Genomic DNA, 16,944 nt, shown 5'->3' with positions numbered 1-16,944 from the left:
AAAATACAGAAAAAACTACGAATAAGATAAGTCAGGAATTATATTTGTCTGCCCCCCTGCCCCCGCTTCGACTGCTGACCGTCTTCGAGACGCTGACCCGGCTCGGCACCACGCAGCGCGCGGCGACGGCGCTGAACGTGACGCAGCCGGCGGTCAGCCAGGCGGTCAAGGCGCTGGAGGCGCAGGTGGGCGTGTTGCTGTTCGACCGGACGACGCGGCCCGCGACGCTGACGCCGGCGGGCGAGATCCTGCGATCCGGCATTGCCGAGGGGCTTTCGCGCATCGGCGCGGCGATCGAGGAGGTGCGCAGCCTTCGCGCCGGCGACGAGACCTCCGTGACCGTGGCCTGCACGGTGGGCACCGCAACCTACTGGCTGATGCCGCGGCTGGCGGGCTTTTACACCGACCATCCCGAGATCGGCGTCAACGTGCTGACGACGGTCGCAAGCCCCGAAGTCCTGCCCGGCGTCGATCTCGTCATCCGCTACGGGACGGGCGAGTGGAGCGACGGCGAGACAATGAAACTCTTTGACGAAAAGGTCGTGCCGGTCTTTGCGCCTGCCCTTGGCCATCGCGTGCGCACGCCCGCCGACCTCGCCGCCGTGCCGCTGCTGCATGTGGTGCAGAGCGACCGGACCTGGCTGGAATGGAGCGACTATCTGGCGCGCATGGGCCTGCCCCCGAACCGCCTGCCCGGCCGCAGCTTCACCAACTACGTGCAGGCAACGCAAGCCGCGCTTGCCGGACAGGGCGTGATGCTCGGCTGGCAATCCAACACGGCCGACCTCGTGCGCGAGGGCCGGCTGATCGCGCTGCCGGACGCCGAACTTCTGCCGCGCGAGGCGTTCTACCTCGTCTTTCCGGCGCGCAGCCGGGTCAAGGGGGCGTGCGGGGTGTTTGCGGATTGGGTGCGGGGCGTGGCGGGGGCGTGAGGGTGGGTCGTCAGTGCGGATCAGGACCAAATGATGTGGCTTCGCACCCCCTCATCCGCCTGCCGGCACCTTCTCCCCGCTGGGGAGAAGAGACCAGGACGAAAGCGCAGCGCCAAACTTCCGAGCTTTAACGAGAGCCAGAGGCGGTGCGGCCCGTCCCTTCTCCCCTCGGGGAGAAGGTGGCCCGAAGGGTCGGATGAGGGGGCGTGGGCGCTTGAACAGCCCCTCCCCGCCCTCACGCCACCAGACTATCCACCGCCGCCGTCACGCCGCGCAGTTCGGCAAGGCCCTTGAGGCGGCCGATGCAGGAGTAGCCGGGATTGACCTTCTTGCCGATGTCGTCGACCAGCAGGTGGCCGTGGTCCGGGCGCATGGGGATGACGTGGTCGGGGCGGCCCATTTCGAGGCGGCGCTTTTCTTCGGCGCGCAGCGCCGTGATCAGCTTCACCATATCCACATCGCCGCCGAGATGCTCGGATTCGATGAAGGAGCCGTCGGCCTCCTTCGTCACGTTGCGCAGGTGGACGAAGTGAATGTGGTCGGCAAATTCCGTGGCCATGGCGACCACATCGTTTTCCGGGCGCGAGCCGTAGGAGCCGGCGCAGAGCGTGATGCCGTTCGCAGCGCTCGGCACGGCAGAGAGAGTGGTGCGCACGTCCTGGGCCGTCGAGACGACGCGCGGCAGGCCGAAGAGCGAGAAGGGCGGATCATCCGGGTGGATGGCGAGCTTGGTGCCGTTTTCCTCCGCCACGGGCACGACTTCGCGCAGGAACTCGATGAGGTTCGCCTGCATGTCGGCGGACGACAGCCCATCATAGGCGGCGATGCGTTCGCGGATCGTCTCGCGGGTGTGGGTATCCTCTCCGCCCGGCAGGCCGGCAATGATATTGTGTTCGAGGGTGAGGATGGCGTCTTCGCTCATGCCGGCCAGTCGCGCCTCGGCCTTGGCGATCAGCTCGGGTGCATAGCTTGCTTCGGCGTTCTTCCGCTTCAGCACGAAGAGGTCGTAGGCCGCGAATTCCTCCATGTCGAAACGCAGCGCGAAGCCGCCGGCTTGCGTTGCATACATCAGGTCGGTGCGCGTCCAGTCCACCACCGGCATGAAATTGTAGCAGACGACGGGAACGCCGGCCTTGCCGAGATTGGCGAGGCACTGTTTCCATGCGTCGATGTAGCGGCGGCTGTCGCCATTGCGCAGCTTGATGGCCGAGTTGACCGGGATGGATTCGCAGACCGACCAGACCATGCCGGCCTTCTTCACGAGTTCCATGCGCTCAGCGATATCCGCCGGCGTCCAGATGCGGCCGTCATAGATGTGGTGAAGAGCGGTGACGACGCCGGTGGCGCCGGCCTGACGCGCATGGGCCAGCGTGACGGGATCCTCCGGTCCAAACCAGCGCCAACTCTCAAGCATGCATGTTCTCCCGTTTCGTCCGACAATAGAAGATTGTTTGGGCGGATATTGCATGAGACAGACAGAAATGCAAAACATATGTCCGACATTTAAGCCACCTTGAGACCTCAGCACCCGACCGCCATGACCACTGCCCCCGACCTGATGGAGAGCCCGCGCACCTCCGCCGTCGATACGGTGGTGGGGCAGATCCGTGGCCTCATCCGCGAGCGGGGCCTGAAGGTGGGCGATGTGCTGCCGAGCGAGGCGGAACTGGCGGACATGTTTGCGGCAAGCCGCGGCACGGTGCGCGAGGCGTTTCGCACGCTGAAGGCCTATGGCGTGGCGGAATCGCGCCAGAAGGTCGGCGCGGTGCTGACGGCCCAGCACGGCAATGCCATGCGCGATCTCTTCGCCTTCGCCATGGATATTTCGGAAGATGCGTTTCGCGACATCCAGGGCTATCGTCGGCTGACGGAGATGAACCTCTTCGACCTCGTGATCGACCGCCTGACGGAGGCCGACATGGCCGAGATGGCGGAGACAAACCGCCGGCTGCGCGACGCCCCGAACGCCGAAACGGCGTCGGCCGAGGACTTTCGCTTTCACCGCCGGCTGGTGGATGCCGCCGGCAACCGGACGCTGTCGGAGACCTACGGCATGCTGGAGCCGGTGATCCGCCGGCTGATGCTGGCGGGCAAATCGCAGCGCCGGGCGCTGGAAGGGGCGGCCGACGATCACGACGCGATCCTTGCGGCGCTGGCTGCCCGCGACCGGATCGCCTTCGTCTACCACATGAACCGGCATCTGGACGCCGGGCTGGAATTCGTGCCCGGCGCCTGACGCCGCGGCCGTGAAGGGGAGGAGTAAAATGGCTGCGTCAACGGGAACGGCGAGCGCCGACTTCGACGGCAAGGTCGCCGTTGTCACGGGAACGAGCGGCATCGGCCGCGCCGCCGCGCTGCGGCTGGCGAGCGGCGGCGCGAAAGTGGCGAGCCTCGGCATCGACCCGAAGGCGAATGCAGAGCTCGACGCCATCGCGCGCGAGCGCGGCCTGACGCTCACCGTCATCGAGACGGATGTGTCGAAGCCGGAGGCGGTCGCCGCCGCCTTCGCGCGCATTGCCGAGACCTTCGGCGGCGTCGATGTCGTCGTCAATTCCGCCGCCGTGCACCCCTATGGCGATGCGACGACCACGGATTTCGATACGTTCCTGCGCTGCATGGCCGTCAATGTCGGCTCGATCCACCTGACGGCGGGTGCAGCCGTGCCGCTGATGCGGGCCCGCGGCGGCGGCGCCATCGTCAATGTCTCGAGCGTTCAGGGCCATGCCTGCCAGCGCGGCGTTTCGGCCTATGTCGCCTCCAAGGGCGCGATCCATGCGATGACGCGGGCCATGGCGCTCGATTTTGCGCCCGACCGCATCCGCGTCACCTCCGTCAGCCCCGGCTCGGTGCGCACGCCGATCCTGGAGCTTGCCGCCCGCACCTTCGAGGGGCCGGATGCCGACATCGAGGCCGTGTTCCGCCGCTTCGGCGAGGCCCATCCGATCGGCCGCATCGGCGAGCCGGAGGAAGTGGCCGAACTCATCGCCTTCCTCGCCTCCGACAAGGGCGCCTTCATCACAGGTTCCGACCATGTGATCGACGGGGCACTGATTGCCGGCATCGGCGTGAAGTAACAACCAACAGACAGGACAGGCGGCCCAAAGGTCGCCATGGGAGGAGACAACATGAGCCAGAAATTCAAGCGTAGCGAAGTCAACCGGATCATCCGCGACGGCGAGGCCTTCCTCGCCTCGCATGGGTACACGCTGCCACCCTTCGCCCGCCTCAGCCCGGACGAGTTCAAGGCGCGCAAGGACGAGTTGACCGCGATCACCGGCCCGGGCCTCGGCTTCGATATCACCGACTTCGGCTTCGGCGACTTCAAGGGCTACGGCCTCTTCCTCTTCACCGTGCGCAACGGCAAGGCCGAGGACCTGAAAAAGGGCTTCGGCATGGTCTATGCCGAAAAGGCGATGATCGCCCGCGAGGGCCAGATGACGCCGATGCACCGGCACATCACCAAGACAGAGGACATCATCAACCGCGGCGGCGGCACGCTGGTCATCGAACTCTTCGGCGACACGGACGGAAAATGCGACCGCGAAAAGGGCGTCACGGTCGCCTGCGACGGCATCACCCACAGCTTTCCGGCCGGCCACAAGCTGCGCCTTGCCCCGGGCGAGAGCGTGACCCTGATGCCCGGCGACTGGCACGCCTTCTGGGCCGAGGGCGGCGACGTCTTCATCGGCGAAGTCTCCACCGTCAACGACGACAACACCGACAACATCTTCGACGATATCAGGGTCGCCCGCTTCTCCGGCATCGAGGAAGACGAGCCGCCGTATCGCCTGCTGGTCTCGGATTATCCGGCCTGGCTCGGTGTGGCCGGTGGCGGGGGGTATTGAGGAAGAGGTTCGAAGCGCCGGGCGACCGTTTCGCAGAATGGACGAACTCTTTGTGAAACGCTATCTTGTCGGACGGTTTCATCGTTCGACATGGTCACCGAATGGCAACCTCCCTTAAAATTGGTGACGCCCTCAAGGGGCGCATCGACCAGATCGCAAGCCAGCGTCAGCGGTCCCCGCAGGGTATTATGCTCGAAGCCCTTGAACAATATGTCGAGCGGGAAGAGGCGAAAGAGAGTTTCCGTGCGGAAGCCCTGGCCTCCCTTGCCGCCTATAGGGAAAACGGCCTGCATCTGACTGGCCGTGAGACGACCGAGTGGCTGGAACGCTGGGGAACGGACAACGATGGGCCAGCCCCGGCGTGCCATACGTAATCGTTACCGACGCCGCCATCCGGGGCATCGAGAGGTGCAGGACCTTCCTGGCGGGAAGGGTGGCCGCGCACCGGGCAGCGCAGGCCATCGCACGACATTTTCACGCGCTTGAAACAAACCCTGATATTGGCCGCCCACAGGACGGGACGCCAGTCTTGCGCGAACTGGTGATTCCCTTTGGGACAGCGGCTATGTCGCTCTTTATCACCACGACCCGGCAAGAGACGCCCTTTACATCCTGGCCTTTCGGCATCAGCGGGAAGCCGGTTATTGAAAAGGAACTCGACAGGCTTTCCCGTGGCCATCGCTTGCAGGAGCGGCTTCCAAAAGCATCAAAAATAAAACAGTCATATCTGAGAATATTTCTGCTTCGCCTGCACGTATTTTCATCGAATAAAAATGCAGGGCGATTTATAATTTGACAAAGCGCTGCCGAGCGTCTATCTGTGTCCCATCGATATTTTCTTGCTGAGCTTTTGTTACCACGCGATTAGCACCGCGTTCTGAGCGAACCCTCCCTTTAAAGCATCGTTATCACCGGCTGCGCGGCACTCGCTTCGCAGATCCCTCCTCTATGCTATGAAAGGGTTCATCATGACCACTGGCACAGTAAAATGGTTCAATTCCACCAAGGGCTTCGGCTTCATTCAGCCTGACAATGGCGGCCCGGACGCCTTTGTTCACATCTCGGCCGTTGAACGCGCCGGCATGCGCGAAATCGTCGAGGGCCAGAAGATCGGCTACGATCTCGAACGCGACAACAAGTCCGGCAAGATGTCGGCCTGCAACCTTCAGGCTGCCTGATCCAAAAAGGGATCTGCTTTCCCCTGACCACGGATGGACTGGCACGGTCGAAAGCATGAACCCGAGTGAGGTCAGGCAGGTTTGCCTGGCCTTTTTTGTTGATTGCAGCAGGGCGAAACGCGCCCGTCGGGCCTGATCGCCTCACCCTCCCCCCACCGATGGAGCCAGATTTGAAAACCAGCCGCAACACCGACCTTACCGACCGCCGCACCGCGGCCCAGACCGCCAAAGCCGCGCTTCTTGCCGCGCACCGCGCCGCGCTCGCCGCTGCCGAACCGACCCGGCAAGCCCGCCAGGCCGAACGGCTGGAACTTGCCAAGGCCCGCGACGCGCGACGCGCCGAGCGCGCCGAAGCCAAGCAGGCCGAGGAAGCCCGGCTCGCCGCGGAAGCCGCCGAACGCGAAGCCGCCGCCGCCGCCGAAGCGCGCGCCGAGGCCGACGCCCGGGAAGCTGCCGACCGCAACCGCATCGCCCGCGTTCTCGAAGACGAAGCCGCCCGCAAGGCCGAACGCGACCGCCGCTACGCCGCCCGCAAGGCCCGCAAGGGGTGACACGTGGCAAGGCCTCGCCGCTCGCGGGCAGACGCCAGCAACCATGCCGACAAGAAAAAAGCCGCAACCCTCCCGATACCAGGGAGATTGCGGCTTTTCTGTTTCCGACCAAACGTCTGATCTGGCAGTTTACGCCTTGTAGGTCTGAACCGCCCCCGGCAGCTGGCTCCAGTCGGCGTACCAGCTGTTGAAGAGCTTGAACTGGGCTTCGACATAGCCGCGCTGGCTGGCCGAGAGGGTGTCGGTCTCGTTGAAGTGCAGCGTGTATTCGGCGTCGCCCTTCAGCACCATCATGTGCTTGAAGAAGAGCACGAGATCCGGGCCTTCGTCGAAGGAGGAGAGGACGCCGAGCGCGGCTTCGAGTTCCAGCGCGCGGGTGCGGGCGTCGGCTTCGCCGCGGGCGGCGGCCTGCGAGAGATTGGCAAGGTGCAGCACTTCCTTCGGCAGCACGTTGCCGATGCCGGTGATGGCGCCGGTGGCGCCGCAATTGACGTAGCCGTGGAAGACGGCCGTATCGACGCCGATCATCAGGGAGACGTCATCGTCGCGGCTCGTGATGTTTTCGGCGGCGTAGCGCAGGTCGTCCGGGCCACCGAATTCCTTGAAGCCGACGAGGTTGGGATGTTCGGCGCGCAGCGCGAAGAAGAGGTCGGCGCGCGTCGCATAGCCGTAATAGGGGCTGTTGTAGATGACGGCCGGCAGCTCCGGCGCGGCCGAGAGAACGGCCTTGAAATGCGCCTTCTGGGCGGCGACCACCGTGCCGCGGGACAGAACGCGCGGGATGACCATCAGGCCCTTGGCGCCGACCTTCTGGGCATGGGCGGCGTGCGCGGCCGCCGTTGCGGTGTTGACCGCACCCGTGCCGACGATGACAGGAATGCCCGCGGCCGTCAGGCGTGCCACGCCCTCCATGCGCTGCGCATCGGTCAAAAGCGGCCAGTCGCCCATCGAGCCGCAATAGACGACGGCGGACATGCCGGCCGCAATCAACTCCTTCGCCTTCTTCACCAGCGCATCGAAATCCGGCGTGCGGTCTGCCTTGCAAGGCGTCATCAGGGCCGGAATGACACCGGAGAAAATGCTGGCCGTCATGGTCGTTCCTTTCGTGGACGATGTCTGGCGATGGGCGGTGCGCCGCATCCGATAGGGTCTTATAGCGACCTGCATTCAATTTGTCGACAAGAATTATGCAGGGCCTAGAGACGGATCTCCAGCCGCTCCGCGCGCACCAGGAGCTTCGTCACCTGCCGGACGATCTGCTCGGCATGCTCGCGCGCAAGCGCCTCGGCGCGGACCTCGTCGCGCGCGGCGATCGTCGCGATGATCTCGTCGTGCTCCTCGACGAAGCGGCGGGGCAGGCGGTCGCTGTAGGACTGGTAGTAGAGCCGCAAAATGCGCCGGCCCTCATCCAGCAGCCTTTTGAAAAAGCTGGTGAAATAGGCGTTCCGCCCGGCCTCGGCGATGGCAAGGTGAAAGGCCGCGTTGGTGGCGATCATGGCCAGTGCATCCTGCGCCTCCACCGCCGTGGAAAAGGCGGCCTGGTGGGCGCGGATCGGTTCGAGGTCTTCCGGGCGGTGGTCGCGTGCAGCAAGCTGGGTCGTCACGCGGTACATCAGCACCATCGCTTCGAAGAAGGCGTGCATGTTGAGAAAATCGATAGGGGCGACGAGGGTCGAGCGGTTCGGCAGCGTCACCACCAGCCCCTCACCCGCCAGCCGGACCAATGCCTCGCGGATCGGCGTGCGCGACATGCCGAAACGCTCGGCAAGCTCCACCTCGTCGACGGCGCTGCCGGGCGCCAGCACGAGATCGAGGATTTCGTCGCGCAGGAGATCATAGACGAGGCGCGCGCCGGAGCCACGCTTGCGTTCGGTGGTCTCACCCGGTTCGGATGGCGTCATGGTGGGTTCCTGCTGGTTTCGTTGCTTGTTCGGCATGGGCGCCGGACGCCGAAGCGATCCCGCTTCGGCTGGAAATGCTCTAGACCCGCACGGCCTGCTCGACAAAATCCTCCGAACCGAAGAAGCGCAGGTAGCGCTCCACATCCGCAGGGCTGCCGACGGCCTTTTGCGGGTTGTCGGAGAGCTTGACGGCCGGGTGGCCGTTGGCCTCGTTGACCTTGCAGACCAGCGAGATCGGCTCCAGGCCCGGCGTCGGCACGGGCGCGCAGCCGGCAAAATCATTGGTGAGGTTGGTGCCCCAACCGAAGCTCATGCGCACCCGCCCCTCGAAATGCCGGTAGGTTTCGACGATGGTCTCGGCATCGAGACCGTCTGAAAAGATCAGCAGCTTTTCGCGCGGGTCGCGGCCCATTTTCTTCCACCAGGCGATGATCTTTTCGCCGCCCTCGATCGGCGGGGCGCTATCGGGGCGAAAGCCGGTCCAGTCCGCCACCCATTCGGGCGCATGGCGCAGGAAAGACGCGGTCCCGTAAGCATCCGGAAGCACGATCAGCAGATTGCCGCCATAGAGACGGTTCCAGTCCTGCAGGACGGCGTAAGGGGCAGCGGCCAGCTCCGCATCCGTTTCGGCGAGCGCCGCCTTCACCATCGGCAGTTCGTGTGCGTTGGTGCCGACGGCTTCGAGATCCGTGTCCATCGCCAGCAACACATTGCTGGTGCCGGTAAAGGCCGGGCCGATGCCCTCCTTCAGCGCTTCCACGCACCAGCGCTGCCACAGGAACGAGTGGCGCCGGCGCGTGCCGAAATCGGAGATGCGCAGGCCCGGATACTGTTTCAGCATCTCGACCTTCGACCACATGCGTGCCTTGGCGCGCGCATAGAGCACATCGAGCGTGAAGGGTCCCATCTGCTTCATCGCCGTGCGCGAGCGCAATTCGTTGATAATGGCGAGCACCGGGATTTCCCACATGGTCGTGTGGGTCCATTTGCCATGGAAGGTCAGCTCGTACTGTCCGTCCACCACCGAAAGCCGGTATTCCGGCAGGCGGAAATCGGCTAGCCAGGCGAGGAACTCCGGCGAAAAGATCTGCTTGCGGCCATAGAAGGTGTTACCGGCGAGCCAGATCATCTCCTTCTTGGAGAAGCGCAGGCCGCGCGCATAATCAAGCTGCTCGCGCAGGGCCTCGATGTCGATCTCCTCGGCCAGCCGCACCCGCCGCGTGCGGTTGATCAGCGAGAAGCTGACATCGACGTCCGGATGCAGCGTCCAGATCATCTGCAGCATGAGAAGCTTGTAGAAATCCGTGTCGAGCAGCGAGCGCACGATCGGATCGAGCTTCCAGGAGTGATTGTAGACGCGGCGGGCAATATCGGTCTTCGCCATGAAGATCCCCATGAGTTTGCGGCACCCTATCGTCCTGAAGGAACGAAGTAAAACCGATTTAGGCGCTGGCGGGCATCCGGCGGCGATGGGGCTGGAAGGCCGCAACATTCCGGCGGATTGTCGAACCCCCGAGCCGTATGTCAGCCTTTGGTAACATCTGGCGTCTAGTGTTCGCGCACAGATACGACAAGGTCGACGCTCTGGGGACGGGCCTTCCGACCGCTTGTACGGACAGGGAGCCTTGAAACATGATCGTGGCCGAACGGGCGCAGTGCGCGTCTTCTTGTCGCGTTGCCATGCGGGCGACGCGAATCCTGTTCCTCAAGTTGGGCGACCCCTTGGCCAGCGCCTTGAAGGACGCGATCGAGGACGCGACGGAAACCACCGTCTGGCCGTGTGCGAGCCTTGCGGAGGCCGAAGCGGAGATTGGAAGAGGCGGCGTCGCCTTCGTGATCGCCGGTGTTGCGTCAGCTGATATCGACAGCATGACCATGCTGAAGCGTTTCAACGATCTGAAGATCCCCGTTCTCGTCTACTGCGACCACCCTCTTGACGACGCCTTTGCGGTCTTTCGGCCGCTGCTGATCGGCCATGTCGCCAGAACGGAGCCAGATGCGCTGGACCGGCTCCTCGCGATCGTGACGCGCATGGTGGAAAACAGCGTCTTCAAGATCCTCGTGGTCGATGACACGACCTCGGCGCGCTCGATGCTGAGTTCCCTGCTGACGATGCGCCAGTTTCAGGTGTTCGAGGCGCGCTCTGGTCAGGCGGCGCTCAAGATCATGGCCGCCCACCAGAACGAGATCGATCTCGTCATCACCGACTACCATATGCCCGACATGGACGGCCATGAACTGACGCAGCGCATTCGCGCCCTGCGCAGTTCCGAGGAGTTGCGCATCATCGGTATCTCGGCCTCGTCCGACCGCACCTTGAGCGCACAGTTCCTGAAGGCCGGTGCCTCCGATTTTCTCTACCGGCCCTTTGTCCTCGAAGAGTTGCAGTGCCGTATCGACAACAATATCGAGACGCTCAAGCAACTGAAACGGCTGAAGTATTTCGCCGAGCGCGACTCGTTGACGTCCCTGTCGAACCGCCGCCATTTCTTCGAGATCGGACGGCAGCGGGCCCGCGAGGCCCAACGCCACAACCTGGAGAGCGCCATTGCGATTCTCGACATAGACCACTTCAAGAAGGTCAACGACACCTATGGCCACGAGGCTGGCGACACCGTCTTGAAGGCCGTGGCCGGCCTTCTGTCCCGCTTCGCCGAGAAAGGGCCGCACGTCGCCGCCCGTCTCGGCGGCGAGGAATTCGTCCTCTATCTCCAGGGCGTGAAGGGCAAGAGCGCGTTTGAATTCTGCAACGCGATCCTGGCGGCGATTTCTGCGACGCAGATCCCCGTAAATGCCCACACCCTCTCGGTGACCGCATCGATCGGCGTTGCCGACATCGAACATGGCGAGACCTTCGAAAACTACCTCAACGCCGCCGACCAGTTTCTCTATATGGCCAAGAACAAGGGGCGAAACCGCGTCTATTGCGAAGGCGTCATGCTCGGCCTGTACTGAGCCTGCGATCATCCCGTGCATCGTGCGCCCGGCGCATTGGCCCTCAGCTGCGCCATCAGCATTGGCCCGAGCGAGAATTCCCCGCGCGCCGCCCGTCGCGTCAGATCCCTCAGATAACCGCCGGGCGCATTGATGTGGCCGCCGCGTTCGAGAATGCAGGCCATCGCGCTCGCCGCATTTTCAGGCCCGAGCACATCGCAGGCCTCCTGATAGGCGCTCGGACTGACGCCCAGCATGCTGCGCACCACGACCGCGGCCGACATCATGTCGCGCCAACTGCCGATCGCGCCCCCCGGCCCGTAATCGGCCATCGACGGGCAGGCCGAAAGAACCAGAGACAGCGGGAAGGCCCTGATACGACCCGCAACATCCACGACTCCAGCCGGAACGCTCCCGCCCTCTCCCTTTTCGAAGAGAGGTTCAAGTTCAGAAATGGGGTTTGGGTTTGAATTCTGTATGTGCCGCTCGTTCCGAGACTCATTGCCGCCCGGATTTTCTGAATTCGTGAAGGAGAGGAGGCGGTTAGCGATGGTGTCGCGCAGCGCGGCGAGATCGTCCGCCATGTTTTCGAGGTCAAAGGGCTGAAGACGAAGGCGAAGGCGGCGGCTCGCATCGGCGAGGGTCCGTTGCACCGAGTCTGTATCGATGCCGATGCCGTTCTCGATCGCCGTTTCCAGGAGTTTGGCAATGTCGCGCCGGACAATGGTGATGCGCTCGCGCAAGGACCGCAGACGCAGACGCTCGGCTTCCACCTCGCTCGCGGCGGCCTCGATCTCCTCGGCACGGGCGAGCAGCGGGGCAAGGCTGAAGCCGAAGGCTTCGCTGATGGCGCCGCCTTCGCCCTTGCGGGCATAGCGCTTGCCGTTCGGGCTGTCCTTGCGGGTGATGAGCCCGGCATCAACCAGCGCGGCAAGATGGCGGCGAAGGGTGGCAGGCGCCACGCCATGGGCGCGCACGGCGAGCTGCGCATTGGACGGGAAGACCACCAGTCCTTCTCCCTCGACCAGGTCCGGCTTCGGGTGGAAGGTCAGGAGTGCATCGAGCACACCAAGGGCGCGGTCGGAAATCGAAAAGCGCGTTCGCGCCACGCAGAGCGCGCGAAACAGCTTCCACTTGTCAGCCCGCGCGCCCTCCGGCACGCGCGCCGCCTGCGCCTGGGCCTTCAACATCCCAAGCGTCATCGGCCGCCGCCCGAAGGGCGTCGTTATCATACCGCTTTCCATTTGCCTCACTTTCAAAAAGGCAAAAGAAATCCGTCCGCCGAAAGGCGCCAAAACGACTTGACAGTGATTCGCGAAAGTGGGATTCTCTAGCTGCTAAACATCGAGAAAGGCTTCCGCAGCGGCAACGTTCGGAGGCTTTTTTCTTTTGCGGGTCTAATCTCCTGACTGCTTCATGAAGTCACGGTAGAGGCCTTCCAGCCTGTCCCGGACGAACACATCGAAACCCGGCGCGGCGGCACGGGCGAAAACAAAGGTCGTTTTCCCCTTCTCCACCCGCATCTGCACGGGAATATCCTTCGAAATAGCCTGCGGGCCGATCTCTTGCGCGGCGCCTGCCGGGCGCGCCGGCGGGGCTGCCTCGATGATGGCGTCGAGCACGGCCTGCATGCGCCGGTCGGAGGTCAGGTCGGCAAAGCCGGCCGCCCCCGCACAGGCGTTTGCGCGGTCGAGAGACCCGGGCGCGGCCAGCAAATCGGCCAGTTCCAGCCAGCGGCGGCGGCCAAAACCCGGTGCCGGGCCGATTGCCTCGATCAGCGCGTCGGGAATGCGGGTGGTGACGCCGAGCATGTGGGAAAGCGCCGCCTTGTCGATCGACAGCGCGTCCATGATTACCGCCCGGGCGAAACCGAGCCGCTCGAGGCGGGCGGCAAACAGCGCCCGTTCGATATAGGTGAGATCCGTCCGCGCCGAATTTTCCTGGCCCTGCGCCACCACCAGCTCATCGTCCGACAGGGCGCGCACGAGCGCGCTGACCGGCAGGCGCAGCCGCCGTGCGGCGGCGAGGCGGCGGTGGCCATAGGCGACCTGGTAGCGCTCCGGCACATCCGGATGCGGGCGCACCAGGATCGGAACCTGCTGGCCATGCACGCGGATCTGCTCGACGAAGACCGGATCGAGATCGAGCCGCTCCAGCCGATCACTCACGAAGGAGGCGTCGATCAGGTCGGGATCGAGCAGGACGACCGTCTGCCCCTCGGAAAGCTGCCGCTCGATGGCATCGGCGCGCTCGACGCGGGCTGTGATGGAGGCGAGCGTCTTGGAAATGCCGCCGACGGCAACGCGGCGCGGCGTGGTCGCGCCGTCGTTGGCGGCAACGCCCCCCGTCTCGGCAAAATCGGTAAGGAAGGTGCGGCGCGCCATGGCTTAGCGTCTCCCCCACACGCCGCGAAGGAGATCCTCGACCTCGCGGTTGACGAGGCCGAGCGATTCCATGGCGCGGTCATAGGTGCCGCGAATGAACTGGCTGCGGTCGATCTCGTAGAGCGTCTGCTTGGTGACGCCGGCATCGGAAATTGCCGTCGATTTCAGCATGGCATTGGTCAGCATGCGATTCCCGAAAATGGCGCGCATGAAGCCGGTCATCTGGCTCTGCGGCCCGTCATTCGGCTCAAGGCGGGTGACGAGATAGCGCATCCAGTCGTAGTCGGTGCGCCCGCCCGCCGTCTCGACCACGGCCATCAACTCGCTCGTCATCGACAGGAACTGCGCCATGGACATGACGTCGAGCATCTGCGGGTGAACGGTGATGAGGACGGAGGTGGCCGCGCACAGCGCCGACATGGTGAGATAGCCGAGCTGCGGCGGGCAATCGATCACCACCACATCGTAATCGGCCTCGATCTCGGCCAGGACTTCGCCGAGGCGGGCAAAGAAGATCGTCTCGGTGCGCGCGCCCATCATCGCCTTCGGCGTTTCGTGCTCGAATTCCATCAGCTCGAGATTGCCGGGAATGAGCGCAAGATTGGCCATGTAGGTGGCGCGCACGACATCGCGGACCGGTCGAGGATCGGCATAGCGGATGGCGCCGTAGAGCGTCTCGCCCTCCCCCACGTCCAGCTCCGGCTGATGGCCGAAAAGGGCGGTGAGCGAGGCCTGCGGGTCGAGATCGACGGCCAGCACGCGGTAACCGCGCAGCGCCAGATACTGGGCGAGATGGGCCGAGGTCGTCGTCTTGCCCGAGCCACCCTTGAAATTCATGACGGAGATGACCTGCAGCTTCTCGCCGAGGCGGCGATGCGGCACGTATTTTCCGGCCCTTCCGCCATCGTCGAGCACACGCCTGATCGCCTCGATATCGCTGATCGAATAGAGCCGGCGCCCGTTTGGCTGCGGCGCCGGGCCATGGCCGTCGGCGGCGATCTGGCGCAGATAGCCTTCGCCAATGCCAATGAAGCCAGCCGCTTCGGCCGGCGAGAAGAGGCGAAGCGTCTTGCGGGCGGCGGGCGGGAATGTCAGTTTCTGGTGGTGCTGCAGGCGGCGGACCAGCTCATCCGCATCGGCAGCCAGAAGCGACGGGAGGTGTTCCCGTTCGTCCGCGCGCTCGATGGATTGCTGCAACATCGTCTTCCCCAAAATCTGCGCAAAAATCGCCAATCCGGCGAAAATTGCGCAGATCGACTATGCGCCGATTCGGGCGGAGAAGACAAACTTTGGTCACAAAACGGAAAGGATGTTTCTTATCAATCCGTTAACGATGTTTCCGCGGATTTCTCAGCGCTCTTGTCCGCAAGGGATTTTTTGGATGTGCCACTTTCTGCAAGGCGGATGAGGCTGAGAACGGCGACGGCGAGCAGCGTCGTCACCAGCGCGATCTGCCAGAGCCCGAGGCCGGCAGCAAGGCCGGTCACGCCGGCGAGCCACATGCCGGCTCCAGTCGTCAGGCCCTGCACGGTGCCGCGCGAAAAGACGATGGTGCCTGCCGCAAGGAAGGCAACACCCGCCGTGACCGCCTCGATGATGCGCAAGGGATCGATCCGGATCTCCTGCCCGGCAAAGGCCGGCAGATGGGTGATCTCGATCGAAACGATCGAGGCGAGCGACGCGGCGAGGCACACGAGAATATGGGTGCGCAGCCCCGCCGGCCTCTGGCGCCATTCGCGCTCGATGCCGATGGCGGCGCCGCAGGCCAGCGCAAGAACGAGGCGCGCCAGAACGACGGCGAGCGGCAGGTGGTGATCGGCGAAGATATCGAGCGCAGATGAGGGCATGGGCACCAAACTCGTTTGCCGGCTTCAGGTTCCCGGCTTTTGCGCCGCCGTGTCAGGAGGGATCGACGAGCGCGAGAATGAGCCGCTGCACATTGCCGCCGGCGCTCATTTCCACCGCATCGAAGGCACGGCTCTTGGCGCGCTGTTCGTTCGACAGGCGGCCAAGCCGCTCGGTCAGATCCGTGCGGATCTTCTTGCAATCCGGATCGTTTGTTGCGGTCAGCCCCACGCTTTCGCGCTCGATTGCCTCGACCATGGCGACAATGTCGGCCCCATGCACGCGCTCATGGGCCGCGATGCCGTCGATGAAGGTCTTCCAGCGCGCCGCAACCGCACCGGTCAAGGCCCGGCGCGGCTTCGGCAGCGTGTAGGTGATGATCAGCTTCGGCACCGCCGAGGCGAGCACGCAGTCGCGCCCGCGCCGCTGGTAGTCCCGCCGCCAGGTGAGCTTGAAGGTCGTGTGGGCGATCGCCCGGGTCGGGCCGATGGCAGGTCCCTTTTCACCGATCGAACGGTAGAGATCGATGCCCGTCGCGCCATCGATGGCATAGGTGGAGACGACCTCCTTCGCCGTCCAGCTGGCCGCATTGCCGCCGACGGGCGCGAGTCCCAGAAGCAGGAGGGCAAGGGCGCACCGGCGCAAAAGCCTTTCGGTCGGCGGGCAAAGGGTCTCAAAAAGGGCCGTCACGGGGTCGTGCCTCGTCATTTGCAAGTGATGCACAGGGGCAATAGGCCGGCGGGCCGGGCGGTTCAAGGCATAGGCGGTGTGAAAGATGTCGGGATATCTGTTAGGGTCGGATCTCGATCGTCTCTGTAAGGCCACGCAATTGGCAGCGTTCCGCACACGAAACCTCCTTCTCAGGCTCTGCCGGCCGGAAGACAGGGCTGATTTCATGGCTCTCGAGCGCGATGCGGAAGTGATGCACTTCCTCAACGGCGGCCCCGTCGATCACGCGACCACCGATCCCGACGCCGTGACGTTCCTGATGCCGCGAGGGACGGAAACGGACGTCTGGACCGCCCGGCGCGAAGACAGCGGGGAATTCGTCGGCTGGTTCTGCCTTCATGCCGAAAGCGAAAGCCGCGCCGAACTCGGCTACCGTCTTGCCCGCCGGCACTGGGGCCAAGGGCTCGCATCCGAGGGTGCCGCAGCGCTCGTCGAATGGGGCTTCGAGACGGCCGGTTACTGTGAGATCGTCGCCTGCACCATGGCGATCAACCACGGATCACGCCGGGTGATGGAAATGGTCGGGATGCGCCATACGCATAGCGTGGTCCTTGAGGACGGCTCCATTCCCGGCAGCGAGCACGGCGAAGTCTGGTACGCCGTGAAACGCTCGGACTGGCGTGAACGAAAACCGACGACCTGAGC

19 protein-coding genes are annotated in these 16,944 nt (G+C 64.3%); 10 read left to right on the top strand and 9 right to left on the bottom strand.

From position 1 onward, the window contains the following. The first annotated feature begins 44 nt into the window (after positions 1-44). On the top strand, positions 45-932 hold the full coding sequence (locus F3H41_RS17770; protein ID WP_188129520.1) for a LysR substrate-binding domain-containing protein: 888 nt from the start codon (positions 45-47) through the stop codon (positions 930-932). Positions 933-1,167: 235 nt separating this feature from the next. On the opposite strand, the gene uxuA is transcribed toward F3H41_RS17770, so the two are convergent. Continuing rightward, positions 1,168-2,346, bottom strand: coding sequence for a mannonate dehydratase (gene uxuA / locus F3H41_RS17765; protein WP_149740023.1), 1,179 nt, complete (start codon positions 2,344-2,346; stop codon positions 1,168-1,170). A gap of 123 nt (positions 2,347-2,469) precedes the next feature. On the opposite strand from uxuA, the gene F3H41_RS17760 reads away from it, so the two are divergent. From F3H41_RS17760 to F3H41_RS17730, 7 genes are all read left to right on the top strand, one after another. Next, positions 2,470-3,168 carry an FCD domain-containing protein gene (locus tag F3H41_RS17760; RefSeq protein ID WP_149740022.1) on the top strand — a complete coding sequence of 233 codons (699 nt, stop codon included), beginning with the start codon at positions 2,470-2,472 and terminating at the stop codon, positions 3,166-3,168. A 28-nt stretch (positions 3,169-3,196) separates the two neighbouring features. Next, a complete protein-coding gene (locus F3H41_RS17755) occupies positions 3,197-4,006 on the top strand; it encodes an SDR family oxidoreductase (RefSeq protein ID WP_149740021.1) in 810 nt (269 codons plus the stop codon). A gap of 51 nt (positions 4,007-4,057) precedes the next feature. Continuing rightward, on the top strand, positions 4,058-4,777 hold the full coding sequence (locus tag F3H41_RS17750) for a D-lyxose/D-mannose family sugar isomerase (protein WP_244616261.1): 720 nt from the start codon (positions 4,058-4,060) through the stop codon (positions 4,775-4,777). A 101-nt stretch (positions 4,778-4,878) separates the two neighbouring features. Beyond that, complete coding sequence (locus F3H41_RS17745) at positions 4,879-5,151, top strand: CopG family transcriptional regulator (protein WP_149740019.1); 273 nt, start codon at positions 4,879-4,881, stop codon at positions 5,149-5,151. Positions 5,152-5,306: 155 nt separating this feature from the next. Then, positions 5,307-5,573 (top strand): hypothetical protein, encoded by a 267-nt coding sequence (locus tag F3H41_RS21625; RefSeq protein ID WP_244616270.1) that lies wholly within the window; start codon positions 5,307-5,309, stop codon positions 5,571-5,573. Positions 5,574-5,745: 172 nt separating this feature from the next. After that, positions 5,746-5,955: a cold-shock protein gene (locus F3H41_RS17735; protein WP_097140769.1), complete on the top strand. Its 210-nt coding sequence runs from the start codon at positions 5,746-5,748 to the stop codon at positions 5,953-5,955. A 170-nt stretch (positions 5,956-6,125) separates the two neighbouring features. Further along, on the top strand, positions 6,126-6,506 hold the full coding sequence (locus F3H41_RS17730) for a DUF6481 family protein (protein WP_149740018.1): 381 nt from the start codon (positions 6,126-6,128) through the stop codon (positions 6,504-6,506). A 129-nt stretch (positions 6,507-6,635) separates the two neighbouring features. Here the strand turns inward: F3H41_RS17730 and F3H41_RS17725 are convergent, their stop codons facing one another. The 3 genes from F3H41_RS17725 to pncB all read right to left on the bottom strand — a co-directional run bounded on the left by F3H41_RS17725 (position 6,636) and on the right by pncB (position 9,791). Continuing rightward, positions 6,636-7,598, bottom strand: a complete 963-nt coding sequence (locus F3H41_RS17725; RefSeq protein ID WP_149740017.1) for a dihydrodipicolinate synthase family protein — start codon at positions 7,596-7,598, stop codon at positions 6,636-6,638. A 104-nt stretch (positions 7,599-7,702) separates the two neighbouring features. Next, on the bottom strand, positions 7,703-8,407 hold the full coding sequence (locus F3H41_RS17720) for a GntR family transcriptional regulator (RefSeq protein WP_149740016.1): 705 nt from the start codon (positions 8,405-8,407) through the stop codon (positions 7,703-7,705). A 79-nt stretch (positions 8,408-8,486) separates the two neighbouring features. Then, positions 8,487-9,791 (bottom strand): nicotinate phosphoribosyltransferase, encoded by a 1,305-nt coding sequence (pncB, locus tag F3H41_RS17715; RefSeq protein ID WP_149740015.1) that lies wholly within the window; start codon positions 9,789-9,791, stop codon positions 8,487-8,489. A 338-nt stretch (positions 9,792-10,129) separates the two neighbouring features. On the opposite strand from pncB, the gene F3H41_RS17710 reads away from it, so the two are divergent. Then, positions 10,130-11,362 (top strand): diguanylate cyclase, encoded by a 1,233-nt coding sequence (locus F3H41_RS17710; protein WP_188129519.1) that lies wholly within the window; start codon positions 10,130-10,132, stop codon positions 11,360-11,362. Positions 11,363-11,370: 8 nt separating this feature from the next. Here F3H41_RS17710 and repC read toward each other — a convergent pair whose 3' ends face one another. The 5 genes from repC to F3H41_RS17685 form a co-directional block, all read right to left on the bottom strand. Beyond that, positions 11,371-12,585, bottom strand: coding sequence for a plasmid replication protein RepC (repC, locus tag F3H41_RS17705; RefSeq protein ID WP_149740013.1), 1,215 nt, complete (start codon positions 12,583-12,585; stop codon positions 11,371-11,373). Between the two features lie 153 nt (positions 12,586-12,738). After that, on the bottom strand, positions 12,739-13,725 hold the full coding sequence (gene repB / locus F3H41_RS17700; protein ID WP_149740012.1) for a plasmid partitioning protein RepB: 987 nt from the start codon (positions 13,723-13,725) through the stop codon (positions 12,739-12,741). 3 nt (positions 13,726-13,728) lie between these two features. Continuing rightward, positions 13,729-14,922 (bottom strand): plasmid partitioning protein RepA, encoded by a 1,194-nt coding sequence (gene repA, locus F3H41_RS17695; RefSeq protein ID WP_188129528.1) that lies wholly within the window; start codon positions 14,920-14,922, stop codon positions 13,729-13,731. Between the two features lie 122 nt (positions 14,923-15,044). Continuing rightward, on the bottom strand, positions 15,045-15,572 hold the full coding sequence (locus tag F3H41_RS17690; RefSeq protein WP_149740010.1) for an MgtC/SapB family protein: 528 nt from the start codon (positions 15,570-15,572) through the stop codon (positions 15,045-15,047). A gap of 52 nt (positions 15,573-15,624) precedes the next feature. Further along, complete coding sequence (locus F3H41_RS17685) at positions 15,625-16,260, bottom strand: DUF922 domain-containing protein (protein ID WP_348532498.1); 636 nt, start codon at positions 16,258-16,260, stop codon at positions 15,625-15,627. Between the two features lie 139 nt (positions 16,261-16,399). Here F3H41_RS17685 and F3H41_RS17680 point away from each other — a divergent pair, with 139 nt between their 5' ends. Continuing rightward, complete coding sequence (locus F3H41_RS17680) at positions 16,400-16,942, top strand: GNAT family N-acetyltransferase (RefSeq protein WP_280177051.1); 543 nt, start codon at positions 16,400-16,402, stop codon at positions 16,940-16,942. Positions 16,943-16,944: the final 2 nt, after the last annotated feature.

The organism is Rhizobium sp. RU20A, from assembly GCF_900155885.1.
Taxonomy (GTDB): domain Bacteria; phylum Pseudomonadota; class Alphaproteobacteria; order Rhizobiales; family Rhizobiaceae; genus RU20A.
Note: the sequence above shows the minus strand (reverse complement) of the source record. Positions and strands in the feature narration are given on the sequence as shown.

Excerpts from the sequence above, each read along its gene's own strand:
- repB (WP_149740012.1), bottom strand. The coding sequence starts at position 13,725 with ATGGCGCGCCGCACCTTCCTTACCGATTTTGCCGAGACGGGGGGCGTT.
- uxuA (WP_149740023.1), bottom strand. The coding sequence starts at position 2,346 with ATGCTTGAGAGTTGGCGCTGGTTTGGACCGGAGGATCCCGTCACGCTG.
- F3H41_RS17745 (WP_149740019.1), top strand. The coding sequence starts at position 4,879 with ATGGCAACCTCCCTTAAAATTGGTGACGCCCTCAAGGGGCGCATCGAC.
- F3H41_RS17690 (WP_149740010.1), bottom strand. The coding sequence starts at position 15,572 with ATGCCCTCATCTGCGCTCGATATCTTCGCCGATCACCACCTGCCGCTC.
- repC (WP_149740013.1), bottom strand. The coding sequence starts at position 12,585 with ATGGAAAGCGGTATGATAACGACGCCCTTCGGGCGGCGGCCGATGACG.
- F3H41_RS17750 (WP_244616261.1), top strand. The coding sequence starts at position 4,058 with ATGAGCCAGAAATTCAAGCGTAGCGAAGTCAACCGGATCATCCGCGAC.
- F3H41_RS17735 (WP_097140769.1), top strand. The coding sequence starts at position 5,746 with ATGACCACTGGCACAGTAAAATGGTTCAATTCCACCAAGGGCTTCGGC.
- F3H41_RS17725 (WP_149740017.1), bottom strand. The coding sequence starts at position 7,598 with ATGACGGCCAGCATTTTCTCCGGTGTCATTCCGGCCCTGATGACGCCT.
- F3H41_RS17760 (WP_149740022.1), top strand. The coding sequence starts at position 2,470 with ATGACCACTGCCCCCGACCTGATGGAGAGCCCGCGCACCTCCGCCGTC.
- F3H41_RS17755 (WP_149740021.1), top strand. The coding sequence starts at position 3,197 with ATGGCTGCGTCAACGGGAACGGCGAGCGCCGACTTCGACGGCAAGGTC.
- pncB (WP_149740015.1), bottom strand. The coding sequence starts at position 9,791 with ATGGCGAAGACCGATATTGCCCGCCGCGTCTACAATCACTCCTGGAAG.
- F3H41_RS17720 (WP_149740016.1), bottom strand. The coding sequence starts at position 8,407 with ATGACGCCATCCGAACCGGGTGAGACCACCGAACGCAAGCGTGGCTCC.